8 protein-coding genes and 1 tRNA gene are annotated in these 11411 nt (G+C 67.5%); 2 read left to right on the forward strand and 7 right to left on the reverse strand.

What is annotated here, in order from left to right:
* Positions 1 to 921: glutamate 5-kinase (proB, locus tag RWO33_RS16140; RefSeq protein WP_314106201.1), on the forward strand; the 921-nt coding region annotated here is incomplete at its 5' end.
* Between the two features lie 128 nt (positions 922 to 1049).
* Positions 1050 to 2294: a glutamate-5-semialdehyde dehydrogenase gene (locus tag RWO33_RS16145; RefSeq protein ID WP_314106202.1), complete on the forward strand. Its 1245-nt coding sequence runs from the start codon at positions 1050 to 1052 to the stop codon at positions 2292 to 2294.
* 36 nt (positions 2295 to 2330) lie between these two features.
* Here the strand turns inward: RWO33_RS16145 and RWO33_RS16150 are convergent, their stop codons facing one another.
* From RWO33_RS16150 to RWO33_RS16180, 7 genes are all read right to left on the reverse strand, one after another.
* Positions 2331 to 3620, reverse strand: a complete 1290-nt coding sequence (locus tag RWO33_RS16150; RefSeq protein ID WP_314106203.1) for an OmpA family protein — start codon at positions 3618 to 3620, stop codon at positions 2331 to 2333.
* An 88-nt stretch (positions 3621 to 3708) separates the two neighbouring features.
* The gene (gene pgaD, locus RWO33_RS16155) at positions 3709 to 4182 is read right to left on the reverse strand and encodes a poly-beta-1,6-N-acetyl-D-glucosamine biosynthesis protein PgaD (protein WP_314106204.1); all 474 of its coding nucleotides are present in this window, start codon (positions 4180 to 4182) and stop codon (positions 3709 to 3711) included.
* Positions 4179 to 5426 (reverse strand): poly-beta-1,6-N-acetyl-D-glucosamine synthase, encoded by a 1248-nt coding sequence (pgaC, locus tag RWO33_RS16160; protein ID WP_145480115.1) that lies wholly within the window; start codon positions 5424 to 5426, stop codon positions 4179 to 4181. The genes pgaD and pgaC overlap by 4 nt, the downstream gene beginning before the upstream one ends.
* A 7-nt stretch (positions 5427 to 5433) precedes the next feature.
* Entirely contained in the window at positions 5434 to 7323 is a 1890-nt protein-coding gene (gene pgaB, locus RWO33_RS16165; protein ID WP_314106205.1) for a poly-beta-1,6-N-acetyl-D-glucosamine N-deacetylase PgaB, read from the reverse strand.
* 10 nt (positions 7324 to 7333) lie between these two features.
* Complete coding sequence (pgaA, locus tag RWO33_RS16170) at positions 7334 to 9370, reverse strand: poly-beta-1,6 N-acetyl-D-glucosamine export porin PgaA (RefSeq protein WP_314106206.1); 2037 nt, start codon at positions 9368 to 9370, stop codon at positions 7334 to 7336.
* A 368-nt stretch (positions 9371 to 9738) separates the two neighbouring features.
* The gene (locus RWO33_RS16175) at positions 9739 to 10947 is read right to left on the reverse strand and encodes an MFS transporter (protein WP_145480121.1); all 1209 of its coding nucleotides are present in this window, start codon (positions 10945 to 10947) and stop codon (positions 9739 to 9741) included.
* Between the two features lie 194 nt (positions 10948 to 11141).
* Positions 11142 to 11218, reverse strand: a tRNA-Pro gene (locus RWO33_RS16180).
* Positions 11219 to 11411: the final 193 nt, after the last annotated feature.

An 11411-nucleotide genomic window follows, 5' to 3' on the forward strand; every position in this document is an offset into this window, starting at 1 on the left:
CTGGAAGCCGGGGCGGCGATGGCCGCGCGGCAGGCGCTGGCCGCCCTCGGCCAGGCGCAGCTGATCGGGCTGTGGCAGCGCTTCTTCGAACGCCCGGTGGCGCAGGTGCTGCTCACCCACGACGACCTGCGCAACCGCCGCCGTTACCTCAATGCGCGCGCCACGCTCAACGAACTGCTGCGGCTGGGCACGTTACCGGTGGTGAACGAGAATGACACGGTCTCGGTGGACGAGCTCAAACTCGGCGACAACGACAACCTGGCCGCCACCGTGGCCGCGCTGATCGACGCCGATATCCTGTTCATCGCCACCGACATCGACGGCCTGTACAGCGCCGACCCACGTCGCGACCCGCAGGCGCAGCCGGTCCACGACGTGCCCGAACTCACCACCGCAGTGCTGGCCATGGCCGGCGGTGCGGGCAGCGGTGCCGGCACCGGCGGCATGCACACCAAGCTGGAAGCGGCGGCCAAGGCCGGGCGCGTGGGCATCGACACCTGCCTGTTCAATGGCCGCGACGCCGACGTGGTGCGTGCGCTGGCGCAGGGCCGGCTGTTCGGCACCCGCATCCATGCCGGGCAGAGCCGTGACGCCGCCCGTAAGTACTGGCTGCGGCATGCGCCGCTGGAAGCCGGCGCGATCGTGGTCGACGAAGGGGCGGCGGCCGCGCTGCGCGACAAGGGCGCTTCGCTGCTGCCGGGCGGCGTGACCGGTGCGGAAGGTGATTTCCGTCGCGGCGACATGGTGCAGGTGCGGTTGCGCACCGCCAGTGGCGAGGTGACCCTGGCGCGTGGCGTCAGCCAGTATTCGGCCAGCGACATCCGCCGCGTCGCCGGGCGGCATTCGCGCGACATCGAGGGCGTGTTGGGCTACAACTACGGTGGCAACGTGATCCACCGCGATGACCTGGTCTTGATCTGACCGACGTCCCGTAGAGCCACGCCCTGCGTGGCTGCACTGCCGGACGAAGCCGCTGCACCGCGCAGCCACGCAGGGCGTGGCTCTACGCCGAATATGATGAGGAGGTCAGGATGGTTGCCAGCCCCACAATGGATATCCGCACACAAGCACTCGCTTGCCGCGACGCCGCGCAGGTCCTGGCGCAGCTGTCGTCCGAGGCCAAGGCCGCGCTGCTGACGGCCATGGCCGACGCGCTGGACGCTGACGCCGACGCCATCCTGGCCGCCAACGCACGCGACCTTTCCGCCGCCACGGAGAAGGGCACCGGCAGCGCCATGCTTGATCGCCTGGCACTGAACCCCGCGCGCCTGGCCGGAATCAGCGCCGCGCTGCGTGAGGTGGCCGCACTGCCCGATCCGGTCGGCATCGTCACCCGCGACGATGTGCGCCCCAATGGCATCCGCGTGCAGAAAGTGCGGGTGCCGCTGGGCGTGATCGCGATGATCTACGAAGCGCGTCCGAACGTGACCGCCGACGCCGCCGCGCTGTGCATCAAGGCCGGCAACGGGGTGATCCTGCGGGGCGGTTCCGAAGCCCTGCATTCCAACACCGCGATTGCCGCAGCACTCAAGCGCGCCCTGCGCGAGGCCGGGCTGTCCGATGCCGTGCTCACCCTGGTCGACGACCTGCGCCGTGAAACCATGCTGGCGCTGCTGCAGCTCAACGACATCGTCGACCTGGCCATTCCGCGCGGTGGGGAAGGCTTGATCCGCTTCGTCGCCGAGCACGCCCGCGTGCCGGTGATCAAACATTACAAGGGGGTGTGCCACCTGTACGTGGACCGTGCCGCCGACCTGGACAAGGCCATCGGGTTGCTGGTGGACGGCAAGTGCAGCCGCCCGTCGGCCTGCAATTCGCTGGAAACGCTGCTGGTCCACGCCGACGTCGCCGCCGCATTCCTGCCCCGGGCCGCGGCCGCGCTGCGCGATCGCGGCGTCGAACTGCGCGCCGATGACCGCGCGCGGCAGTGGCTGCCGGATGCAACGACCGCCACGGCAGACGACTACGCCGCTGAATACCTCGACCTGATCCTGGCGGTGCGCGTGGTCGATGACCTGGAGCAGGCACTGGCCCACATCCAGCGCTACAGCTCGGACCACACCGAGGTGATCGCAAGCGACGATCCGGCGGCCGCAGCGCGTTTCGTGCAGGCGCTGCGCTCGGCGGTGGTGATGGTCAACGCGTCTTCGCGCTTCTCCGACGGTGGCGAACTGGGCCTGGGCGCGGAAATCGGCATTTCCACCACGCGGCTGCACGCCTACGGCCCGATGGGGCTGGAAGCGCTGACCGTGGAGCGCTTCGTGGTGCATGGCGAAGGGCAGGTGCGGCAGTAACCTGCCGCACCTCCCATACGTGAACCCCGGAGTCCGTCAGTACGCCGCGTAGGCGATCCGGCGGTTCTTCGCGCGTCCTTCTTCGGTACTGTTGTCGGCGACCGGCTCGTCGGCGCCGACGCCGCGCGCCGCCAGCTGGCTGGCCGGCACGCCCTTCTTCACCAGTGCGGTGGACACCGCCTGCGCACGCTGCTCGCTCAGTTTCTGGTTGAGCACAGGGTTGCCGGTGTTGTCGGTGTGGCCGACGATTTCCACCTTCATGCTTGCCGGTGCACCCAGGATCGCGGTCGCCGCCCGGTCGATGGTCGACAGGCTGCTGGTGGTGAGCTGGGCGGAGTTGTTGTCGAAGGTGAGCGAGGTGCGATTCAACGCGGCGGCCAGGTCGGTGGCGCCATAGCCGGGCTTGAGGTTGTCCAGCGCCGCGATGCCCTTGTCGTACAGGCCATCGATCTGCACGTTGCCCAGCCGCGACTGGAACAACTGGCTGACCTCGGCGCGCGTGTCGATCGGCAATGCCGACGTGTCCAGTGTGAGCGCGTCACCCTTGAGGTCGAACTTCAATCCGTCGGCCTTCAGCGCGGGCGCCGCCAGCATCGCCTTGAGCGGATCCAGCCACGAGGCCGCCGGAATGCCGGGATCCACCCCGATGTTGGCGGTCACGTTCTTCTGCCCATACGCCCCCGCTGCCGCCCCCAGCAGCCCGGCTTTTTCCGCGACGGTGGCGACCGTGCCCTTGAGGTCGACCTTGCCGCCGGCGTTGCTGAACGACAGGGTCGGTGCGCTGACCGTGGCGGCCAGGTTGCTGGTCGGGGTGGCAGGCGCTGGCGTGTCCAGCACGCGGCGTGACTGCCAGCCGCAGTAGGCCAGCGCCAGCAGGGCCAGCAGCGGCAGCAGCCAGCGCCAGAGGCGGAACGGTTTCCTGCGCGAGGGGGGCGCGCTGGCCAGGCCGGCGAAGTTGGCCGGCAGTGACGCCGGCATGGCACCGCCGGAGGTGATCGTACGCAGGACCATCGGCAGCGCGGTGGCCAGCAGCGGAGCGATCGTTTTCGCACCGACGCCGGATTTTTCCCCGAGTTCCTGCAGGTCATTCTCGCCCAGCGCCCTGCGGACCTGGCCGGAGTCGATGGCGCGCATGCTCGGCGAGCCGGACAGCCAGCTCTTGGCGATATCGCCCAGGCCAGCCTGCTCGAACCTGCCTACCAGGCCGGAAATGCCCCCGGGCTGCTTGAAAATGTAACTGGCCACCACCCCGATGAAGCGGCGGGAATTCGAGCCAAGGCCGGTCGCGCGGGCGACTTCATCGACCAGAGTTTCGATAGACGACATGATGTATCCCCTCACAATGAATGTGCGGGATGTCTCCGAGGCGGAGCGTACGCCCGGCCGGGGTCAGTGATGTGAAGAAATCTACACATCACCCCAGGCGCTGTTCGGTCAACCCCACCGGTCGGGCCATGTCGTCCATGTGCAGGGTCACCGACTTGCCTGCGCTCAGCTGCGCTGCCAGTGCCGGGCTCGCGCCCAGGTTGTGGGCGATTTCTTCCAGCGACACATCCGCGCGCGCATTGCGCCGGTCCTTCCCGGCGAAACGCATGCGGTTGTATTCGGCCCATGCGACCAGCAGCACTGAACAGCACACCAGCATCACCGGCAGCGCGATGACGATGAACGGGTCCACGCTCTGCTTGTATTCGTACAGCTGCAGCCACGCCAGCCGCCCGCCGAGCAGCCAGGAAATGGCGGTGATCAACGGCGCCCAGAGGTAGAAATAGAACCCCCAGAACGCGATGGTGACAAACCCCCACGCGGTGCGCTGCAGCCGCGGCTGCTGGCGCGTCTTGCGGATCAGGCGGGAGTCGTAGCGGCGGGTCGGCCTGGAAGCGTTCATCGTATACCCCGGTCAGGACTGACCCAGATCGCGCGCTTGCCACGACGCTTCAACAGCGTCTTGGGCAGTGCCACCAGGGTCGTGAACAGACTGATGAGCCAGTACGCCATCGGGTACCAGATCACCCAGAAGTAATTACGTCCAATATGCGTTTCGTAACGGCGGTCGATGATCAGGCTGCTCGCGAACTGCAGCAGGCACACCAGCGCCAGGATCACGCCGTGCCATTGCGGCAGCAGCGTGGCGATGTACAGGTCCTGCGGCAGCGGGATGAACTTGCCCAGCGCCCACAGCACGATGATGGCCAGCATCGTGTACGCCCACAGCACGCTGAACATGTATTCCAGCAGCACACCCCACATGCGCCGCTTGCGCCAGTCGAACAGCGAGCGACCGTGCCGCAACAACACTTCCACGCCGCCCTGCGCCCAGCGCAGGCGCTGCCGCCACAGCCCCTTCAGTGTTTCCGGCATCAGGATGAAGCACAGCGCGTTCGGCTCGTAGCGGATGTCCCAATGGTCGATCTGCAGCCGCCAGCTGATGTCGATGTCTTCGGTGATCATGTCATCGGCCCAGTAGCCGATGCGGTGCAGCGCGGTGCGGCGGAAGCCGGCGATCACCCCGGAAATGGTGAAGATGCGCCCGTACACGCGCTGCGCGCGCTTGATCATGCCGATGATCGAGGAGAACTCGGCCACCTGCAGCCGCCCCAGCAGGGTGGAGCGGTTGCGGATGCGCGGGTTGCCGGTCACCGCGCCCACGCGTGGGCCCGAGGTCAGGTGCCAGACCATCCAGTGGGTGGCGTGCTCTTCCAGCATCGCATCGCCATCGATGCACACCAGGTATTCCGAACGCGCCGCCAGCGCGCCCATGCGCAGCGCATTGGCCTTGCCCAGGTTGCGGTCCAGGTGCACCACGCGCAGCCGCGGGTGCTCGGCGGCCATCGCATCCAGGCGTGCGCCGGTGTCGTCGCGACTGCCATCGTTGATCGCGATCACCTCGAAATCCGGATAGTTCTGCGCCAGCGCCGCGCCCAGCGTGTCGGCCAGGTTGTCGGCCTCGTTGTGGCACGGGATCAGGATCGACGCGAACGGGTAGCTGTCCATCGGCGGCGGGTCGTCGCGCAGCCGTGCCTTGCGCTCGCGACGGAAGAAGTAATACAGCCCTCCGGACATCCAGAAGAACGCCATCACCATCGGGTAGAAGAAGGCGAACTGGAACAGCAGGTAGAGGAGCGGATGCATGGCGGCCTCACTTTTCCTCGTACGGGAAGGTGCGTGCCGACATGGCCGCGCGCGCATCGTAGGTGGACGGCTTCCCGGCAATGAAGTCGTCCGGGTACCAGGCGAAATGACGCACGCCCTGCGCCTGCAGGCGCCGGATCTGCGCGCGCAGGCGTTCGCCGGAAATCGGCGTCTGCGTGCGCCAGTCCACCGTCTGCAGTTCGAACATCGTCTGCGACAGGCCGGGGTCGTGCTCGCGCACGGCCACCACCAGCCGGTCCAGCCACTTCTCCGGGTTGCGGCTGCCTTCCATCCACGGCATCGCCATCAGCGCGGTGTGGTCGTAGGCCTTGTTGAACAGGTCCAGGCGCTGCGCGAACCAGCTCGCGCTCTGCGGCTGCAGCACCGGCTGCGCGTACAGGTTGCGCACCGTGGCCAGCTTCGGGCGCCAGCGCTGCGCGGCGCCGCGCAGTTCCAGGGTGAAGTCGATCAGCGCCTGGGTGCGCGCGCCATCGTCGCCTTCCTGCGGCAGGTTGGCCAGTTCGGTGTCGCGCAGGTAGGCATCGTCGTGGAACAGCAGGCCCTCGAAGTACGAGTTGATCGCCAGGTCTTCGTAGATGTCGTCGATGATGTGACGCACCCGGGGGTTGGTGAAGTCCAGGCGGAAGATGCCGTCGCTTTCCGGGCTCTCGATCGCCAGCGCCTTGCGGATCGCCGGATCCTTGAGTTCATAGCCCAGTACCGGCAGCCACGCGTATACCTTCACCCCGGCGCGGGTCTTGAGCTGCCAGGCCACGCGGTTGAACAGGTCCGCGCGCATCGGCAGGTGCCGGTTGGGGAAGTACAGCGCATCGGCCGAACCGTTGCCGTCCGGGTCGGCGAAGGCCTGCAGGAACACGTGGGTCGGGCCGATCTTCTTGACCCGTTCGAGCAGCGCGTCGAGGTTCTTCGCCTGCTGCGCCGGGTTGGTGTCGTACACCGCGTCCAGGTCGATCTGCAGGGCGCGCATGCCGTCGCGTTCGACGTCGCGGCGCAGCTCATAGGCCAGCTGGGTCACCGGCGGGTTGCCGGTCACCAGCAGGCGGGCCAGGCCGTGCAGGTCGCGGGTCACCGGCGTGCTGCGGCCTTCCAGGTCGAAGGACACCGGCATGCCCAGTTCTTCGGCGATGCGGTTGCTCATCGCGTTGTAGGCCGCATACGGCCACACGATCGCCTTCGGACTCACCCCTACGTTGTCCTGGATGCGCTTGACGCTCAGGCCCAGGTCGGCACGCAGCCGTGCTTGGTACTCGGCTTCGGTTTCGTAGCGCTGCGTGGCCGGGTCGTAGGTGCGGGTGATCACCGCCGGGGTTGAATTGCCCTGCGGGTTGGACTGCACGCCGTGGTGCAGGTTGTCGGTGTGGCTGGCCAGTTCGACCAGGCCGCTGCGCTGCATCTCGCGCAGCTGTTCCCAGGTCAGGAAGTCGTCGCGGGTGAATGGGCGGTAGCCGTAGTCGATCTGGCGGCCGGCGGGCATGTCCACGTAGTCGGTGATCACCGCTACCAGCGCCGGATAGTTGTAGGCGCGCAGCAGCGGGAACACCTTGCTGTACACGCTGCGCAGGCCGTCATCGAAGGTCAGCAGCACCGGCTTCGGGGGCAGCGGCGTGCCGCCCTGCGAGGCGGTGATCAGCTGCGACAGCGACACCGGGTGGTAGCCGTGCGCCGACAGCCAGTCCAGGTGCGCGGCGAAGTTCTGCGTGCTCACCGAGTACGCGTCCGGGTCGCCCTTGGTGGCCACGTCATCGCGGATGTCGTGGTAGCTGAGCACCAGCAGGCCGTTGTCGGCCGAGTCCAGTACCAGCGGGGCGGCGTGCGCACTGCCGCACACGGCCAGCACGGCCAGCAGCAGCCAGGAAGTAAAACGCTTCAAGTCCATGTGTCGCATCTCATTGTCCCCAGCGCAGGCCGGCATCGAGGCCGATGTGTCGTTCACGGTTGCCGTCGTAGACCGGCCGCGACCAGCTGATGCCGTATTCGAAGATCCGGCCATCGGCCAGCTGCCACTCGTGGCGATACTCGGCCGACGGCACCAGCGCACTGCCAAAACCCTGCTGCCAGTAATTGCCCAGCGACACGGTCAGGCGGTGGCGGAAATGCCGCTCGTAGTGGCGCCACAACTGCTGGTCCACGCGCAGGCCGATTTCCGCCGAACGGTCTTCGGACGGATTGAAGTAGGGCACGTCGTCACGGCTGCCGCGGCTGGCGTACAGGCTGCCCAGGCCATCCAGCAACAGGGTGGGGCGGGTGAGCAGGCGCTGTTCGATGCTGGTGCTGAGCGTGTCGCGGCGGTTGCCGTCGTCGTAGCGGAACTGGCTGGCGCCTGCGCTCCAGTGGGTGAGCTCGTTGCGGCGGTAATCCACCGCCAGTGCCACGCTGTCGGCGGTGATGCCGGAAATGCGCGCCTGCAGCGAGGCGTCGGCGGCGTTGCGTGCCGCCGTCACGCCGGCGTGCCAGGTATCGCTGAACTGCCAGCCGAACCCGGCGCTGAGCCCGGTATCGCCGATGTGGTCATTGGCGCGGGTGACGAACAGTTCGGCGTCGGCGCGGCCGAAGCGGTAGCGCGTGCCCAGCCCCACCCACAGCGGGCGGATGGTCTGGTCCTGGAAATCCACGCTGCGGCGGTCGGCGAAGGTCACCACGCGCCAGCGGTCGTCGATCACCGGCGACTGCAGTTCCACGCCGTAACGCGCATCGTCGTTGCCCAGCGGCGAGGTGCCACCGCCGCCTTCGCTGCGGCCGCCCTCGGCGTACGCATGCAGCTGCCAGCCGCGGTGAGCCTTCCAGCTGCGGTCCATGCGCTGCACCGAGGACTGGTTGGGGTAGCGTTCCAGCAGTGAATCGTGGATCGGCCGGGCCAGGTCATCGCGCTGCAGCTGCACGTAGGCGTCGTACTGGCCCAGGCGCGCCGAGACGTCGCGCGGGTCCAGCGTGTTGGCGATGCTGTAGCGCTCCAGCGCCCGCCGCGGCCAGCCGCGCATCATGTAGACGTTGCCCAGCGACGACTGCGTGCCGCCGTTGGCCGGCGCCAGTTCCACCATCTTTTCCAGATCGTGCTGGGCGGTGCGAAGGTCACCGCTGTAGGCGCGGATCATCGACAGGTTGAGGTCGGCCTCATACCGTGGCCAGTTGGCGTACGGGGCGCGTGCGCCCTTGGCCCAGCGCCACGCCGGCTCCTGCGCCTGCCACTGGGTGAGCACGTTGATGGCGGTATCGGCGCGCTCGCTCTCCAGGTGCGCGTAAGCGAGCTCCGAATGCACTTCGGAGCGGCCCGGGTCGGCCTTGAGTGCCGCTTCCAGCACCGGAATGGCTTCGTCGGGGTGCTGGCTGGCCATCAGCGAATCGCCGACCGCCGCCATCAGGTAGTTCGGCACCTCATGGCCTTCGGCGAGCAGGGCGCGGTATTCGTCGCGCAGCTGTTCGTGGCGGCCCAGCCGGTTGAGCAGGATCAGCCGGTCGTAGCGGATGCGCAGCGGTGCGGTCTGCACGGTCAGGCCATCGCGCTTTATGTACTGCTCCATCTGCGCCAGCGCGGCTTCGGCCTCGTCCAGGCGGGTGTCTTCGCTGGCCCCGTAGGCCAGGCTCCAGCCGACCCGCTTGGCCAGGTAGTTGGCTTCGAAACGCTGCTTCTGCGCGTCGTCGAACAGGTCCGGGCGGGCCTGGTACAGCTGCCACGCGCGGTGGGCATTGCCGATGTCCGACAGGGTCAGCACCTGCAGGCGATAGAGCAGCTCGTCGTCGGGCGCATCCACCCGGGCACGCTCGATCGCGGCAAGCGCGTCAAGCCAGCGCGCCTGGTCACGATAGGTGCTGATTTCCGCCAGGTGTTCTGCCCGTGAGGTGGCCGCCCAGGCGGGCGGAGCGGTCAGGCAGAGTGCGGCGCATACCAAGCCGACGCAGAGCGCCAGCGGCCGATGCTTGTACATGGAACCCCCGGGAGCATCCCTTCAGAGAATCTACTTGTGCGTGGAAATGTGACGCACATCACATGCCAATCGTGCACGATCGAGTGTTTGTATACAAATTGTTAAAGCGCAATACGGCCTCCGCAACTGTCAAAACAGGCGTAATGGGCACTGCAAGTTGTTGATTGAAAAGACCATCCGGTCGCCGCCACGGCGCTGTGCCCGGGTCTGGATACCCTGAAACCGTTCATCGGGCCCCGGGTCGCGCAGCGCCCGGAATCCCGGTCAGCCGTCCCAGCCGCCAGGCGGGTCAGTTTCCGACACGCTACGTCACAAGGTGCGCAGAATCCGTGATGCGTGCGACGAAAACGCACGCTCCCCGGTGTACGTCACCAGACGTCTTCCAGCTTCTGCGGTTTGCACGCCACCCACGACGCGCACAGCAGCACCAGCGCGCACACCAGCAGGAAGCCGAACGGCAGATACCAGGCGCCGCTGATCGCGTGCAGCCAGCCGAACAGGAACGGCCCCAGGCAGCTGAAGGCATAGCCCACGCCCTGCATGAAGCCCGACAGCGCCGCCGAACCGGCCGGGGTGCGGGTGCGCAGGTTGATCAGGGTCAACGCCAGCGGGAAGGTCGAGGGGCCGATGCCCAGCAGCACGGCCCACAGCCACGGCGCCTGCATCGGCGCGAACAGCAGGCCGGCGAAGGCGATCAAAAACGCGCTGAACCCGACAATCACCAGCGGGAACGGGTTGCGCAGGCGCACCGCCAGGGCGGGCATGGTCAGCGACGGTACCAGCCCGAGTGCGGCGAAGATCGCCACCATGATGCCGCCGAAGGCCGGCGTGGCACCGGCTTCCACCACGATGCGCGGCAGCCAGGTGAACATCGAATAGGTCATCAGCGAGGTCATGCCGAACATCAGCGCCATGCCCCACGCCAGCGGCGTGCGCCAGACCTTGCCGTGCGGCTGCGCAGCCGGGTCGGCGGCGGTGTCCAGCGGGTCCGGGTGCGGGCGGCGGCGGGCCAGCGCGATCCAGGGCAGGGCAGCGGCCACCGCGAAGATCGACCAGATGCCCAGGGACACGCGCCAGCCGGCCTGTTCGGCCAGCGGCACTGCCATCAGCGCGGGCACCATCGTGCCCAGCTGCAGCACGGTGATGTAAAGCGTGCTCACCGTGCCCACGCGGTTGGCGAAGTAACGCTTCACCAGCGGCGGCACCACCACGTTGCCGATGCCCATGCCGGCCAGCGCCACCACCGAGCCGAACAGCAGGCTGCCCACGCCGCCGGCCATCGAGCGCAGTAGCAGGCCCACCGCCGCCAGCACCATGGCCAGCAGCGCGGTGCGCTCCAGCCCGATGCGGCGGGCCACCATCGGGGTGGTCACCCCGAACAGCGCGAACGAGGCGGTCGGCAGCATGCCCAGCACGCCGGTCATGGTGGTACCGAAGCCGAAGGTCTGGCCCAGCTGGTCGAGCAGCGGGGTGATCGAGGTCACCGCGGTGCGCAGGTTCAGCGCCGCCAGCAGGATGGCCGAAAACGCCAGCACGCGTCCGCGCAGCAGGGAAGTGGAGTGGGGGTCGGGGGTCATGGCAGGAATCTCTTGCAGGTGGCGCGGCACGTGGGGGTGCAGCGGAGTGCGGGCGCTCGGCGCAGGCCGTGAAGGACAAACGCTGCCGCATTGTACGCGCGGTAGAGCCACGCCCTGCGTGGCTGCTTCCAAACGACAAATACAAAAAAGCCCGGAGGACATGTGTCTTCCAGGCTTCAATGTGACCACTTGTATGGTCGGGGAGACAGGATTCGAACCTGCGACCTCTACGTCCCGAACGTAGCGCTCTACCAGACTGAGCTACACCCCGTAAGGAGCCGCCTATTGTATCGATCCCTCCCTTCGGCGGCAAGGGGGACCGTTTGTTCACCTTCGGATGTCGTGTTGCCACGACCTTGACAAAAAAGCCTGGAAACCGTGTTTCCAGGCTTCAATGCGACCACCGGAGTGGTCGGGGAGACAGGATTCGAACCTGCGACCTCTACGTCCCGAACGTAGCGCTC

It is taken from the genome of uncultured Stenotrophomonas sp. (assembly GCF_963519925.1).
Classification (GTDB): Bacteria; Pseudomonadota; Gammaproteobacteria; order Xanthomonadales; family Xanthomonadaceae; genus Stenotrophomonas; species Stenotrophomonas maltophilia_AE.

What these genes read in the sequence shown, in the direction of transcription:
- RWO33_RS16145 (WP_314106202.1), top strand. Translation starts at nt 1,050, where the DNA reads ATGGATATCCGCACACAAGCACTCGCTTGCCGCGACGCCGCGCAGGTC.
- pgaC (WP_145480115.1), bottom strand. Translation starts at nt 5,426, where the DNA reads ATGCATCCGCTCCTCTACCTGCTGTTCCAGTTCGCCTTCTTCTACCCG.
- pgaD (WP_314106204.1), bottom strand. Translation starts at nt 4,182, where the DNA reads ATGAACGCTTCCAGGCCGACCCGCCGCTACGACTCCCGCCTGATCCGC.
- RWO33_RS16175 (WP_145480121.1), bottom strand. Translation starts at nt 10,947, where the DNA reads ATGACCCCCGACCCCCACTCCACTTCCCTGCTGCGCGGACGCGTGCTG.
- pgaB (WP_314106205.1), bottom strand. Translation starts at nt 7,323, where the DNA reads ATGGACTTGAAGCGTTTTACTTCCTGGCTGCTGCTGGCCGTGCTGGCC.
- RWO33_RS16150 (WP_314106203.1), bottom strand. Translation starts at nt 3,620, where the DNA reads ATGTCGTCTATCGAAACTCTGGTCGATGAAGTCGCCCGCGCGACCGGC.
- pgaA (WP_314106206.1), bottom strand. Translation starts at nt 9,370, where the DNA reads ATGTACAAGCATCGGCCGCTGGCGCTCTGCGTCGGCTTGGTATGCGCC.